The 13962-nt window shown below is 58.8% G+C and carries 10 protein-coding genes; 3 read left to right on the top strand and 7 right to left on the bottom strand.

All coding sequences use genetic code 11. The features are described from left to right. Window positions 1-68: 68 nt before the first annotated feature. The 3 genes from IGS16_RS02805 to IGS16_RS02795 form a co-directional block, all read right to left on the bottom strand. Window positions 69-3479 carry a phycobilisome rod-core linker polypeptide gene (locus tag IGS16_RS02805; RefSeq protein ID WP_297083178.1) on the bottom strand — a complete coding sequence of 1137 codons (3411 nt, stop codon included), beginning with the start codon at window positions 3477-3479 and terminating at the stop codon, window positions 69-71. A 429-nt stretch (window positions 3480-3908) separates the two neighbouring features. Further along, window positions 3909-4883 (bottom strand): CHAD domain-containing protein, encoded by a 975-nt coding sequence (locus IGS16_RS02800; protein WP_297083176.1) that lies wholly within the window; start codon window positions 4881-4883, stop codon window positions 3909-3911. Window positions 4884-4932: 49 nt separating this feature from the next. After that, complete coding sequence (locus IGS16_RS02795; RefSeq protein ID WP_297083174.1) at window positions 4933-5553, bottom strand: L-threonylcarbamoyladenylate synthase; 621 nt, start codon at window positions 5551-5553, stop codon at window positions 4933-4935. 180 nt (window positions 5554-5733) lie between these two features. Between IGS16_RS02795 and IGS16_RS02790 the strand changes: the two genes are divergently transcribed. Continuing rightward, complete coding sequence (locus IGS16_RS02790) at window positions 5734-6225, top strand: hypothetical protein (protein ID WP_068509913.1); 492 nt, start codon at window positions 5734-5736, stop codon at window positions 6223-6225. Window positions 6226-6382: 157 nt separating this feature from the next. On the opposite strand, the gene prmC is transcribed toward IGS16_RS02790, so the two are convergent. Then, window positions 6383-7300: a peptide chain release factor N(5)-glutamine methyltransferase gene (gene prmC, locus IGS16_RS02785; RefSeq protein WP_297083170.1), complete on the bottom strand. Its 918-nt coding sequence runs from the start codon at window positions 7298-7300 to the stop codon at window positions 6383-6385. Further along, window positions 7300-8097 (bottom strand): Tic22 family protein, encoded by a 798-nt coding sequence (locus IGS16_RS02780; RefSeq protein WP_297083169.1) that lies wholly within the window; start codon window positions 8095-8097, stop codon window positions 7300-7302. Before IGS16_RS02780 ends, prmC begins: the two co-directional genes overlap by 1 nt. 364 nt (window positions 8098-8461) lie before the next feature. On the opposite strand from IGS16_RS02780, the gene xylB reads away from it, so the two are divergent. Both xylB and IGS16_RS02770 read left to right on the top strand, forming a co-directional pair. Continuing rightward, on the top strand, window positions 8462-9964 hold the full coding sequence (gene xylB / locus IGS16_RS02775) for a xylulokinase (protein ID WP_297083167.1): 1503 nt from the start codon (window positions 8462-8464) through the stop codon (window positions 9962-9964). Window positions 9965-10057: 93 nt separating this feature from the next. Next, window positions 10058-10591 (top strand): GNAT family N-acetyltransferase, encoded by a 534-nt coding sequence (locus IGS16_RS02770; RefSeq protein WP_297083165.1) that lies wholly within the window; start codon window positions 10058-10060, stop codon window positions 10589-10591. Between the two features lie 183 nt (window positions 10592-10774). Here the strand turns inward: IGS16_RS02770 and IGS16_RS02765 are convergent, their stop codons facing one another. Together IGS16_RS02765 and IGS16_RS02760 are read right to left on the bottom strand one after the other, a co-directional pair. After that, a complete protein-coding gene (locus IGS16_RS02765) occupies window positions 10775-12397 on the bottom strand; it encodes a sodium:proton antiporter (protein WP_297083163.1) in 1623 nt (540 codons plus the stop codon). A gap of 93 nt (window positions 12398-12490) precedes the next feature. Further along, the gene (locus IGS16_RS02760) at window positions 12491-13795 is read right to left on the bottom strand and encodes an FAD-dependent hydroxylase (RefSeq protein ID WP_367185716.1); all 1305 of its coding nucleotides are present in this window, start codon (window positions 13793-13795) and stop codon (window positions 12491-12493) included. Between the last annotated feature and the right edge of the window lie 167 nt (window positions 13796-13962).

Here is a 13962-nt window from a genome sequence, read left to right as displayed (position 1 = left end):
TTAACCAGTCGGCGTGAGCAAGATATCCAGCTAGGGCAGCCCAACGGACTACCCCGGCCTCTTACGTTCTACTGCCCGGTCAGATACGAGGGCGACAGGCTCGACCAGGATTGCTTCACCAGGTCGGCATCTGCCGTCACGCTACCCAGGTAGTTGCCTGCGGGCAAAGAGGGGAAGCGCTTGTAAGGCACTACGTCTTCGCCAAAGTAGCGCGAGTATTCTGCGCTTTCCACCATCGTGTCTACGGCTGCTTTTAGACCACGATCGGCCAGCAGCTTGTTATATTCGCGGATCTCTGCCTGGGTGGCCGGGGCGCGGCCCAGCAGATGGCGGAACAGAAACTCGATCACCTTGGTATTGGGATAAGGCGTATAGAACCGCTTGCGGTAGATGTCCGAACCCGCTAGCGTCTTCACAAACTCGCGCACCGAGATCTCGCTATTCCGCAGCTTGCTTTCCAGGTCGCTGCGGCGGAACTCCGCCGGAACCTGACCGCTAAACACGTCCATCACCTGCACGTAGATGGCATCGATCACCAGTTCCGTTTCGCCCCGCGTCATGCTGGGGTTCATGCGGAAGATCCGAGCAGGCTTGCGGCGAGAGGTTCCCACCCCAATCTCAACGGATTGCCCCTGACCTTCCGCCAGGAAGGAGCGACCCAGTTCCACAAACTTGGGCTTGGTGGGGTCGGGCTGACGAGCTTGGGCAGATAGATTGGCGATCGCCAGTCCAGTCAGCGGCAGCTTAGTCGGGTCCATCTTCGACTTCACCGGCTCAAAGCTGGGCACCACCAGCGTCTTATTCTGCTTGGTGAGCGTGTTATACAAGCGCTGCGTGTTGGGGAAGTTGGCTGCGGGCAGCGTCAGGAAGCGGTTGTAGGGCACCGTATCTTCGCCAAAGGCCTGCGCGTATTCAGCGCTGTTCACCATCGCGTTGATGAAGCCCTTCAGCCCTTGCGATGCCAGGATCTGGTTATACTTGCGAATCTCCGCCTGATCCAGCGGCGCACGACCCAGGAAGTGTTTCGTACCCAACTCAATCACTTTGGTATTGGGATAGGGCGTGTAGAACTCCTTGATGTAAAGGCTCGACGTACCCAGCCCTTCGATGAACTCCTTCAGGTTGATTTCGCCGTTGCCCAGCTTGCTCTCCAGCGCGGTGAACTCGTTCTGAACAATGTAAGGCGCGATATCCCGCTCAAAGACCTGGCGATAGGCTGCACCGATCACCGTCTTCAGTTGCGCCACGTCGGCAGCCGAGGTCAGCTTGAAGACCTTCGTCTGTTCCCGCTTCTTCGACACGCCCTGGCTAGAGCGGAACTGAATGTCTGGCTCCGTGCGAACTTCCGTCACTGCGCCCAAGCTCACAAAGCTCGGCGTTTCTTCAGCCAAAGGCTTCAGCAAGCCCTTATCGACAATGCTGCCGACGCGGTTGGTTCGCAGCGACAAGCCCGCGGGTGTCAGATAGCGCTCATAGGGTACTGTGTCTTCGCCGAAGGCCTCGCTGTATTCCAGGCTGTCGATCATGGCATCGACTACCGCATAGAAGCCCTTCTTTGCCGCAATGTCAAAGTAGGCGTTGATCTCTTTGCGTCCGTAGGTGGGGCGGCCCAATAGGCGGCGGTGGATATACTCGATCGCCTTTGTGACGTACAGCGGAGTCCAGTAGAGGCTGCGGAACAGGTCAGACTTCGCCAAAATCCGCACAAACTCGCGCACCGTAATCTCGCCGTTTTCCAGCTTGATTTCGGCAACCTTCTGGCGCTGTCCTTCGTATACATCGCGCCCAATCACTTGCAGGTAAATGGCGCGAATCACGGCCTGCGTAGAGCTTTCGGAATACTTAACGCTGATGCCCTTGGTGTCGCCGCCCTTCTTGCTGAAGGTGCCCGTGTAGCTAGGGAGCTGATCTAGCTTGAATACTTTGGGGCCGAGAGTTCCCGGAGCGACACCGCGTGCGCCCGGATTGCTCAACTGGTTGTTGATGCCAGGGCCACGATTGATCAGAATCCGGCGGGTGTCTTTGCCGAAGGGGGCAGGACTAGTGCTAGGGTTGCGAGTCTGTTTCGGGAAGATCGCGCCAAACTGAATTTCCAGCGGGTCGTTGCCAGAACCATACACATGCTGATCCGGCAACGGCTGGTTGTACTTGGCGAAGGTGGTAATAAAGTGCGGCACCTTGCGGAACGGGGCGCTGTACTTAAACAGGTCTTGCTGAGGACCCCAGTTTCGGCACTCTTGCGCCTCCTGACCCAAACCACGCAGATAGGGCACCGTCTCTTCGCCAAAGTAGTCAGAATATTCCTGCGAATCGACCAGCGCATCCACCAGCGCCGACAGCCCACCTTTAGAAACGATGCTGAAATACTTCTGCACTTCTTCGCGAGAGCTGGGCCCACGTCCCAGGATGTGGCGGAACGCCAGTTCTAGAGCGCGGCTGTTGATATACGGCTCGTAGAAATTCTTGCGATACAGCGGTGACTTGGCCAGGCGGCGGATAAACTCCTTCATAGAGATTTCGCCGTTTTTCACCTTGGATTCCAGGTCAGAAATGCCCAGGGAATAGGCGCGGGTAATGTCCCGCTCAAACACTTGGCGGTAGGCAGCCTTTACTACGTCGTTTTTCTCGCTGGCCGATAGCCCCGGCTTCATAGCGTACTTGGGCCGACGCTCTGCCGCGTTGAAATAGATCTGGGGCAGTTGCAGACCTTGCTGGTCGCCAGAAGGACGCTGACGCAGCTTGTTAGAAGGGCTGGGCGCAACGAACTCGTTGATCAGCACTTCAAAGTATTGCGTGACGATCAGCGCGGCATCAGCATCATCGCGGAACAGCGTCAGTGCGCCGACCCGCATTTCTTGCAGAGCCACGATGGTCGCTTCACCGGAGCAGGCGTTTTCGATGATTTCGCGCAGTCCGCGCACGTTCACCGAGATGATGTTGGGGTCGCCTGCGACAATCGCATAGGTGACATAGCGCAGGAACCAGCTCAGATCCCGCAGAGACTTCTGCATGTTGGCGGGGCCGTAGCGGGCCACGTTGATGGGGCGAAATCCGGGCGGAATCGGCCCTGCACTAGGGGTGGCAAAGAGGTTCCGCAGCCCTTCCAGCAAACCACCGCCACTACCAGAAACGTAGGTCACGGTGCCTAGCTTCATGGCTTCTTCGGTGTCAAGTGCAACGCCGCCCATCGTCATCATGACGGGGGCTTCTTCGGGGGGCTTTTCGAGAAACGCCATCGGGGAGCCGCCGACAAAGATGCGATTGGCAGCGCGAGAGACGATGAATTCGGAACTTCTGGTGATAGCGTCGGCGATCGCCAATCGCTTGAGTCCAGAAGAGAAGAAACTGGTTAGTTCGGCGAGTTCACCTCGCCCCAGGAATCGGTCTTGCTGCTCCGCCTGGGAAATGGTTGAGACGGGTAGGGTTTGATAAAGGTTTGGACGCGCAACAGAGCTTCCACCGCTTGCCGTGACACTCATTGGATTTCAAAAGCTCCCTTAATAAACAACTGCCTCAGGTGAGAAGTAGACGTTCCCAGTACGAAATTCAGAACGGCTTGAACCACGACACCCTCCGATGGGCACAGACTGTGATGGGCACAGGAGAAATTGTCGCAAGCGATACTAAACAAGCGTTCTGGGGTCTTACAGATTAATTTTTAGATTAGAACGTTTAGGCCCCGCCATGCGGAATGTTAAAAAGCATGTCGAGAACTCTCTTTAGAGTGTCCCAAAAAACCTGATTCTGTGGATGGAATCAGGCTGAGAGAAGTGATAAGTTTTGTTGCAAAACAAAGAGGGCGGGGAGACGGGGTGGAGCGGGGATAAGGGGATGCGCGATCCTCTCACCCGGTTCACTCCTCCTCCGGTCATTTCTCGGCGTGCCAATCTCAGTGCGCCAATGCTGCATTACTCCAACACTGGCTGGAGCAGCATTTCATAAAGCTGGTAGCGCGAGTCTGGGTCGAGATGCTGGAGGCGCGTTTGGTTCCAGTTCGCCAAAATTTGCTGCTGGTTGGATTGCACCATTTGCCGTAGTTCTAATAGCTCTGTGCCTTTGGGCAGCACGTCGGATAGCAGCTCCAGCAGCACCTGAATATCTTGCAAGCTGCCAAGGCTGTCTTGTAGCGACTTTAGCCCGGCGATCCAGGCTTTGAACTGAGCGCCATAGAAGCTGACGAAAAACTCTGCCTGGTAACGAACGTGCTTGCAGGCTTTGCGGAGGTCGTGCAGCGTTGGGGCGGTGTCTTCGGTCACTGCTTCGGTGGCAATGAGCCAGCCGGGGTGTAGCAGCGAGGTCGATAGCAACGGGCTGAGCAGGTCGGGCAGAACGGTCACAATGGGGATTTGAGCCAGTGGCGTGAACTGGGGAGCGCTGAGCCAGGTTTCGTAGGCGGTTTTCAGGTCTTGATAGCGGCTCTGGCTGAGGATGTCGCGGGTGCCTGCAAGGGCTTTGCGGCGCTTTTGCTGGAGTGCGGCGATCGCCCTTTCCAGGTACGCCTGCTCTGGCTGGCTCAGATGGGGATGATAGTCTGTCTGGAGCATGGCGATTTGCACGTCCAGGTCGCGCAGTTTGCCCAGGGACTTGGTGAGCGATCGCACGCGCTTGGCATGGGCCGCTCTAGGCAGCACAATGGCTGCTGCAAACACTTGCAGCGCCGTATAGAGCCGTCGGCTGTGAACGCGCATTTGGTGGAGATGCTCTGGGTCGGTATCTGCCAGGACGTGCTTTTCGTGCTTCACCATCTGGCGATACTGCTCCCCCACGATGCGATGGGCATACTCTCCCAGGGTCAAGGGTTGAGGCGTTGGCTGTTCCTTGGGTTGCCTGATTTGCTTGCTTTGCTTGGGTTGCTTGCCCTTGCTCCGCTGCTCGGTTTTCATAGGAAATTTACCAGTTTTTAGTCTTATCTTAACTTACGGCTCTGGCAGCCTATGGCTGGAAAATGACCTGGCCCTGCCGCAAAACGAGCCAGCCCGAGTCCGTCCATTTCACCACCGTTGAGGGAGTTCCAGAACCCGCATAGGTAGTGGACACCGAGAGCGATCGCCCCAGTTCGTCTAGTGCTGCTTCGGTCAGCGTATAGACATCGGGAAACTGTGTATTAATGCCTGCCAGATCTTGTAACGCGGGTTCTCCGGAGCGGTTAACGCTGGTGGTGGCCAGGGGGCCTGTCTGTGCCAGCAGATGTTGCGCCAGGGCATGGTCGGGTACACGAATGCCGATGGTCGTTGGATCAGTTGGGTTCATGGCGCGGGGGAGGCGATCGCTCGCAGGCAGCACCAGCGTCACCGCTCCCGGAAAGTAGCGCTCCGCCGCCGCCTGCCACTGCGCCTTTGCCGCCTCGTCGCCTGCAACAAACGCCCACAGATCTTCCACACTGCCGCCCATCAAAATCAGCGGCTTGCGCTCGTCTCGCTGCTTGGCGGCATAGATTAGCCCCGCTGCATCTGGTCGCGTTGCCAGCGCAGGCACGGTATCCGTCGGGAAGCTAATCAGCCCAGCGCCTTGCCGAGCAATATCAACCAATTCAGCCAGAGACACTTGCGGCATCGCAGGAACCCCTTCACAGTCCAAAATAGAGGACTTTAGCTTATCTCAAACTCGCGCTATTCTACGGATTACAAGGGTTTAAGGCAACTTCTCTGCGCTAATTTTTTGCTAATTTTCTACCGCTGCCGCATTATCATTCCTGGCTGTTTATACCTTCACCAACGTAATTGATTGTGCAACATGGACAACCCGCCCGCTTCAGAGCCAACACCTGTACAGCAACAGTGTGCCAGCCTGCTCAAGACCTTTTGGCAAGCCAAATACGCCGCCTATCAGAGCGGGGAAGACACCCCTGAAGAAATGCCGCTGCGTCAGAATGCGATCGGCGGCATCGGCATCGCAGGCACGCCCCCCCTGCCCGCCACCGTTCAGGCAGCCTACGATTTCTATGATGAAAACGTGATGCAGCGCGACTGGGGTTCGGTGTCAGTTTCTCAAATGCCAATGGAGGGCGCACCCCACGGCGCAGTTTACGCAGTGGTGACGACGACCGACGGCGATGACGGCTGGCTGGAACTCTTTGACCTGGACGGCAATCCGCTGGGCGCAGCCCGCACGTATTTGGAACTGGTGTCCTGGGGCGATCCAGAAGTGCTGCGGGAGCAGGTGCATACGGGCGAGTTTCCTGAAGAGTTGCAGGCGCGAATGGACACGACGCTGTGGGGGAAGTGAGAAGGAAGAGGGAGGAGGGAAGAACGAAGAGGGAAGAGGGAAGAGGGAAGAACGAAGAACGAAGAACGAAGACGGAAAAGAGGGAAGAGCAGGTTTTCGCTTTTCCATTTTCGTTCTTCGTTCTTCCAATTTCGTTCTTCCTTCAAATCCCTATTGCCTATCTCCTCCTCACGCTGACGGCAAATCGCTCGATTCCGGCCAGGTCGGGATGAATCTGAACCGTGGCGTATTGTCCCGTTTTGCTGAGGAGTTGGGCGACGGCTGGGGCCTGGCCGGCCATCATTTCCAACAGCAATAGTCCGCCTGGTTTCAGGTAGCGGGGGGCGGTGTGGACAATATGGCGAATGCAGTCTAGCCCGTCGGGGCCGCCGTCGAGGGCGGCGTGGGGTTCGTGGCGAACGACCTCTGGGTCTAGGTGGGTTAAATCACTGGTGGGAATGTAGGGCGGGTTTGAGACGATGCCCTGTAGCTGTCCGGCAAGGGGGGCTAGCGGCTCGAACCAGTCGCCTTGGTGAAACTGGATGCGATCGCCCATTCCAGCAGTATCGGCATTTTGTCGGGCGATCGCCAGCGCGGGTTCGCTCCTGTCCACCGCGTGAATTGTCGCTAGCGGAAAGACCGAGGCCAGCCCAAGGGCGATCGCCCCGCTGCCCGTGCCCAGATCAGCCCAGTGGCGAGGTTCATTCAGGGGCAAGCCATGGTGCAAAGCTGCGGATTTTGCCAGGTCAATCAACAGTTCTGTCTCTGGACGCGGAATCAGAACCGCTGGCGACACGGCCAGGTCAAACTCTCGCCAGGGAACTCGACCGACCAGATATTGCACGGGCACTCGGTCGCGCAGCCGCGCCTGCCAAAGCCGGGTCAGGTCAGCCAGGGAACGGCTGAGCGAAATTTCTGGTGGAAACGGCGGCCCCAGCTTCAGCAGCAGCGGCGCTACGCCGGCCCCGTGTTGCAGCAGCCAATCAACCTCCGCTGGATTGACTTGTTGGGCGATCGCCGACTGACAGGCAGCCTGCCGCCACTGCCAGAGGCGATCGCCCGCCACTGTTTCAACTACCGTTTCAACCCCAGGCACTAGCGGGTTCTGCCGCCGCTATTGCGGCCGCCTCCGGCCGGTGCTGCACTGCCATTTGGTTGCAACGTCCGAATGTACTCCAGCGTCTCGCGAGGTGGCACCAGCACCACTTGATTCAAGTCGGGATCATCGCTGCTTTGGAAAATCTGGATCAGCGTTTCCAAACTGGTCACTTGCACCCGCGTCCGACCTGCCAGACTCGGCTCTTGTTGGGTAATCCGGGTCACCATTGCCTGCAAGTCTTGCTGCGTAAAGAAAATCGGAATCACCCGCTGGTTCCCCTGCTGAATGGTGAGATAGCCGCCGCCCTCCTGGGTCGATTCTAGGAAAAACAGCGGAACACCCTCGAAATTCTCAGGATTTTGCCGATTTTGCTGGAGTACCGTGCGGGCCGACTCGACCTGCTGACGCATGGGCACAAAGTAGAACCGCAGGGCATCATCGTCGTTTTGCTGGCGCACCGCCAGTTCAAAAATTTCCGCCAGCGAAACGGTTGTCACTTGCACCGAGTTCCCAAGCTGGGGATTGCGAGATTTCAGCCCCTCGACAAACTGCTGCGCGTCTTGACGGCTGATGAAGACCCCTGCGACGGGGGTGGCGTTATCTCCTTCTCCGGTCGTCGCAACGAGCGGGGTGCCATCGGCATCGGTAACTGCAAACACAGGGATGGGGCGGAGACGCTCCATGACTTGCTCGGTGGTCAACGCCAAGACGCGCAGCCCACCTGCCAAAAGACCAGTCAACGCGATGCCGCCTGCTACTGCGATCGCCGCACTCCGTTGAAATAGTGACCTCATAACGACTTAATACTCCTTAATTACAGGCCCAAACGAATGTTGATTTGGGGCTTGTTTGGGTCATCGGGGGAAAGTTTAGACGGTTGCAGCCACGCCGCTCGTCGGAGATGTTTTCCCTGGCACCACCAGCACCGAAAGTTGGATTCATTCTACAGGCAAGTGGGTCGAGTTAGCAGACTGCTTGTGCCAAAGGCAAGTTCCGCCGTCTAGAGGCACGTCTATTCTAAGAGGCAGAGTGATTGGCGGGGTAAAGTCTGAGTTAAACAGTTGAAGCCAGTCACTCACCCTCGCATCTCCTGATTATCTAGACTCTTGTTTATTTGTTCCCTTTTCCCTCTTCCCTCTTCCCTTTTTCCGTTTCTCAATGTTCCTTGGAATCGACCTGGGCACCAGTTCCCTCAAAGCGCTGCTGATGAGCGCTGATGGAACCGTCATTGCTGAAGCCTCTCATCCGTATCCGGTCAATGCGCCCTATCCGGGCTGGGCCGAAAGCGACCCGCAGAACTGGTGGAACGCAGGGGCGATCGCCGTTCGCAAGGCGGTTCAGTCCTATGCCGCGCAGGTAAAGGCCATCGGGCTGTCGGGGCAAATGCATGGCGTGGTGGTCTGTGATGAGGTAGGAAACCCACTGCGGCCGGCAATTCTCTGGGCCGATGGGCGATCGCACCAGGCGCTAGCACTCTATCAAGCGCTGGGGGCTGAGGCGCTGCGGCCGCTGGCTAACCCGCTGACGGTGGGCATGGCGGGGCCGAGCCTGCTCTGGCTGCGGCAGCGGGAACCGGAGGTGTATCGCAGAGCCCGCTGGGCGCTGCAACCCAAAGACTGGCTGCGGCTGCGGCTGACCGGACGCGCGGCGACGGAACCCTCGGACGCTTCGGGAACCCTGATGGCGGATGTGGTAGCGGGAACCTGGGCGATCGCCCTGCTGGAGGCACTGCACCTGCGAACCGACTGGCTGCCGCCAATTGTGGCTTCGAGGGCGATCGCCGGAACCCTGACCCGCAGCGCCGCTGAGCATCTGGGGTTGCCTGCCGATCTGCCCGTAGTGGCCGGAGCCGCCGACACGGCCGCCGCGCTGCTGGGGAGCGGACTAACCACGGCTGGAGCCTGCCAGCTTACCCTCGGCACCGGGGCGCAAATCACCCTCCTGCGCGATTCGCGAAGCGATCCCTGCGGGAATCGCCCCATCCTTGCCCCGCAGGGCTGCACCCACCTGTTTCACGCGGCCCTCCCGCATCAGTGGTATACCCTCGCCGCCATGCAAAATGCGGGGCTGGCGCTAGAGTGGGTGCGGCAACTGCTGGGCCTAAGCTGGACCGACCTCTACGACCAGGCGTTTACTGTGGAACCGGGCTGCGACGGGCTGGTGTGCTTGCCCTACCTCACCGGAGAACGCACCCCCCACCTCGACCCCACCCCTGCCGGCGCCTGGATTGGGCTGGGGCTGCACCACACCCGCGCCCACCTGGCCCGTGCTGCGCTGGAGGGCGTTGCCTTTGCCATTGCTCAGGGCTTTGCGGCAGTCCAGGCAACCGGGGCAAATCCCGATACCCTGTATCTGGCGGGCGGCGGCAGCCTGCATCCCCAGTGGCGACAGCTTTTGGCCGATGTGCTTCAGCGTCCGCTATGCAGCGTCGAAACCCGATCGGCTTCGGCCCGAGGAGCGGCTCTGTTGGCGGGCCTGGGAATCGGGCAAGATAGACCAGTAGGGGAAACCTGGACTGAGAAGCAGGCAATTCTTGGCGGGAGCGCAACGCAAATCGCCCCCTCCCCGCAGATTACCGTTCCCAACTCCCTCCCCTCTGCCCTGGAAGCCGCCCATCAGCGCTTTGCTCAACTTTATCCGGCAGTGCGATCGCAGCTTTGAAAGAAGGGGCAGGGGACAGAAGGCAGGGATTCGGGACGTACGCTCTGCCCGCTTTACTTTTCCCCCTGCCCATCCACAACCCAATCCTCTCCCATGCTCACCCCCGTCACCACCTGGTATCTGGAAATGCTCAGCCCGGAGTGGTTGCGCCCCACCACATCCAGCCGTGCCGATCTCGTGGTAAGGCAGGCCGAGGTTCCGTCGCCAGAGTTTAGCCGCTTTCTCTACACAGCAGTGGGTGGCGACTGGTACTGGCTCCAGCGGTTGTCCTGGAGTTATGAGCAGTGGTTACGCTATCTCGATCGCCCGCAGGTGCAAACCTGGGTGGCCTATGTGTCGGGTACGCCAGCAGGCTATATAGAACTGGAGGCGCAGCCCGACGAGAACGTGGAAATTACCTACTTCGGGCTGTTAGGGCAGTTCATGGGGCAAGGGCTGGGCGGACACTTGCTGACGGTGGGCACGCAGCAAGCGTGGAACATGGGGGCAAAACGGGTGTGGGTGCATACATGCAGCCTGGATGGCCCCTACGCGCTAAAAAACTACCAGTCACGCGGGTTCAAGCTGTATGACCAGCAGGTGCATTCCGAAGATCTACCGGAGCAGCCGCCCGGGCCCTGGGCTTGAACAAGTGTTAGTTGCTCAGAGTCAATGCTCCACAGTAGGCCACGGATAAAATCACGAGAAGCCCGCAGATGCGGGACTGGCAATCCAAAATCGCAAACCCAAAATCCAAAATCACTATCAGGTTCGTCATGCCCGAAACGTCAGTCTTTCTAGTCGGTCTTCAGCAAAGTCTGAGCATTCAGGTTAGTTCTCTTTGGCGGCAGCAACGGCAGTGTTTCCCGGTTTAGCGACTGGCGCTGGGGAGTGGGGATTTTCCTCCGCATTGATGATTGCTTCCAGTAGGGCCGGGGGTTCCTGGTTGAGCCGCCCTAGCTGCACCAGCTCATAGTAGGCGTTGGACTCTACGGCCAGCAGTTCCTTTCGCAGCGTCTCGACCCCCAACTCTGCTAGGGACGGATCTTGCTGGCACAATGCCTGACTCTGCTGCTGTAATTTCAATAGCTCTGACTCGATAGTGGCCCGCTCTGCGCGGAACGCTGTTGGATCGATGCCTGCGCTAGTACCCGGTTGCTGCATATAGTCCAGCACTTTTTGCAGCGCGGTTTCCCGCGAGATGAGTTCTAGATACTGCTGCTGGATTGGGTTTGCCTGGATCAGGTCGAGCGCCTGCAACAGCGGCTTGACCGTAATGCCCTGCACCAGGATGGTGAAAAACACTGTGCCAAACACCACCGCGATTAGGGCATCCCGTTGGGGTACGGTTTCGGGCACGCTCAGGGCCAGTGCCAGCGCCACACCGCCCCGCAGCCCACTCCAGCACAGCATGGTCTGGAGGTTCCAGCCGATATCGACGGTGGTGATGCGGTTGCTGAGGGCTGTGAGCAGGGCGATCGCCACGACGCGAGTCACCAAAACAGCGGCGATCGCCACGGCAATGCCTGTTAAGCCCGACCACACTGAATCGATCAGCAATTGATCACCAATCAGGAAAAACAGAATTGAATTAAAGAAAAAGGCGATAAATTCCCAAAACTCGCTAACCACGACCCGCGTGCGGGGGTTCATGCCCACCCGCGACCCAAAATTCCCCATGATCAGCCCGACGGTGACGGTGCCGATCACGCCCGATCCGCCCAGATTTTCGCCAATCAGATAGGCGGCATAGGCTCCCACCAGCGTCAAGGACTGCTCCACTAGGGGCAGGTCGAATTGTTTAGTGACTAGCGAAATGCCAAAGCCCACCAGCAGCCCCACGCCCACACCGATACCCACGACGGAAGCAAATTCCACAATCAGGTTTTGTAGATCGAAGGTTTCAGTGCCCGTCGCCAGCCCCAGCAGCAGGCTAAAGGCGACTACGGCCGTGCCGTCGTTAAACATGCTTTCCCCTTCCACCAGCACCTTCAGCCGGGAGGGTGCGCCCAGTTCGCGCAGCAGCGTGCTAACCGCCACCGGGTCGGTTGCCGATAGACACGCGCCCGTCAGCAGCGCCACTGGCCAGAGAAAATCGGCCCACTGCGCCAGCGCAAAGGCAATGCCCAGGATCGTCACCACTACGCCCAGCGTGGCATAGAGCGCGATGGGAACCAGGTTGCGGCGGAGTTCGCCCCAGCGGATATTCCAGGCGGCCTCAAACAGCAGCGGCGGCAGGAAGATCCACAGAATTAGCTCTGGCGAGGGCGAGAAGAAATGAATATCCAGCAGCGCCAGCCCCATGCCCGCAATCACCAGCAGCACGGTGTAAGGCAGCTTCCGCATCCAGGGAATGCTCTGCGGCAGCACGGCGATAATCAGCGCTGCTGAGATCACCAGCAAAAACTGCTTTAGGTTTTCTTCAATCGAGACGGGTTCAACCAGAGATTCCATAGCGCAAACACATGAACCGACAAATGCGACAAGTGTGGTTTAGTGTAGCGTCTTTTCTCTGAAAGCCCGGTACTACAGGACTCACTAACGCTTTTAAGACTTATGCAGTTGCGATCCGTTTTCTGGCTTTGATTGGGGTTTTACAGGTTGTTGGGCGAGTTGGGGCGATCGCCCGCCTAGCCCCGTCATCAGCCGCAGCGCCAGAAACCGCAGTGGCCGCAGCCCGCCCATCAGCCGCAGCGCCAGCCGTCGCGCCATCACCAGCAGCCGCCAGCGGTTGGAAAAGGTGCGATCGAGCAGGTCGGTAAAGCCCAGAATCGTTAGGTTCTCTAGCCTGCGCCAGCGCTCGTAGCGCTTCAGCACGGGCAAGGTGCCCAAGTCTTTGCCTGTGGCGTGTGCCTGGGTTAGCACCTCCGCCAGCGCCGCTGCATCCCGAATGCCCAGGTTTAGCCCTTGCCCGCCGACGGGATGGCAGCAGTGGGCTGCATCGCCCACCAGCGCCAGCCGGGGCTGCACGTAGCGATCGCTCTGCATCAGCCGCACCGGGAACAACGCGCGATCGCCCACTAGTTCCAGCCGCCCCAACTGCCCGCTATAGCGTCGTTCTAGCTCTGCCAGAAATGCCGATTCTTCTGTTTCCAGCAGCGCCCTGGCTTCGGCGTGGGGAGCCGTCAGCACGATCTGGCAGCGGTTGTCGGGCAGCGGCAGCGTGGCAAAGGGGCCGCTCGTCCAGAAGTGTTCGCGGGCGATGTTGCCGTGGTCTTTTTCGGGGCGAATTACCGCCGTCACGCAGGACTGCCAGTATTGCCAGCCGTGGGTGCCGATGCCCGCCGATTCCCGCAGGGGCGATCGCGCTCCGTCCGCCGCCACCAGCAGTTGCGTGGTGAATGTCCGCCGTTCGCCCTCCTGCTCCAGATGCAGATTGACGTGATCGGATTCATAGTCCACCGCCGCCAGCGTTGTGGGGCAGTGCCAGGTGAGGTTGGGCGCGTTGTCCAGGGCTTCGTAGAGCGATCGCAGCAAGACGTGATGTTCGCCCACATAGCCCAGTTCTGCTGTGCCGAGGTCTTGGGGCTTGAGCGTCACCACAGCGGGCGAGTCTTCGTCTGCCAGCCGGATCTGGCGAAAGGTGGTAATTTGCGGCAGGATTTTGTCCCACAGCCCCAGCCCCGCAAGAATGCGCCCGGTCATCAGGGTTAGCGCGTAGGCCCGCCGCCAAGAAAAGCCCGCCTCGATGGGCTTCGCCTCGATCACCGCCACTCGCAGCCCGGAATGTTTCAACGCGCAGGCCAGGGTTAGCCCGACGATGCCCCCGCCGGCGATCGCCACGTCATAATCCAGCCGATGGGTAAAACTGTCTACTAGAGAGTGTTGGGAAACGCTCTGCTGACCCGAAATTTCTAAAACCGAGCCAGCGTGGTCAACCAAAGAACGCGAATCTAAAACCATGTCGGAGCGCAAAAGGCAGATGAATAAGGGAAATTAAAAGTGTTAAGTAATTTAACTAATTCTATTGTGACGCGATCGCCCGCTTCCTTTCAAGCCAGCAAACCGAAATCGCAGCG

It is taken from the genome of Thermoleptolyngbya sp. C42_A2020_037, assembly GCF_015272455.1.
In the GTDB taxonomy this organism is placed as follows: Bacteria; Cyanobacteriota; Cyanobacteriia; order Elainellales; family Elainellaceae; genus Thermoleptolyngbya.
Note: the sequence above shows the minus strand (reverse complement) of the source record. Positions and strands in the feature narration are given on the sequence as shown.

What these genes read in the sequence shown, in the direction of transcription:
- IGS16_RS02805 (WP_297083178.1), bottom strand. Translation starts at nt 3,479, where the DNA reads ATGAGTGTCACGGCAAGCGGTGGAAGCTCTGTTGCGCGTCCAAACCTT.
- IGS16_RS02800 (WP_297083176.1), bottom strand. Translation starts at nt 4,883, where the DNA reads ATGAAAACCGAGCAGCGGAGCAAGGGCAAGCAACCCAAGCAAAGCAAG.
- IGS16_RS02795 (WP_297083174.1), bottom strand. Translation starts at nt 5,553, where the DNA reads ATGCCGCAAGTGTCTCTGGCTGAATTGGTTGATATTGCTCGGCAAGGC.
- IGS16_RS02790 (WP_068509913.1), top strand. Translation starts at nt 5,734, where the DNA reads ATGGACAACCCGCCCGCTTCAGAGCCAACACCTGTACAGCAACAGTGT.
- IGS16_RS02780 (WP_297083169.1), bottom strand. Translation starts at nt 8,097, where the DNA reads ATGAGGTCACTATTTCAACGGAGTGCGGCGATCGCAGTAGCAGGCGGC.
- xylB (WP_297083167.1), top strand. Translation starts at nt 8,462, where the DNA reads ATGTTCCTTGGAATCGACCTGGGCACCAGTTCCCTCAAAGCGCTGCTG.
- IGS16_RS02770 (WP_297083165.1), top strand. Translation starts at nt 10,058, where the DNA reads ATGCTCACCCCCGTCACCACCTGGTATCTGGAAATGCTCAGCCCGGAG.
- IGS16_RS02765 (WP_297083163.1), bottom strand. Translation starts at nt 12,397, where the DNA reads ATGGAATCTCTGGTTGAACCCGTCTCGATTGAAGAAAACCTAAAGCAG.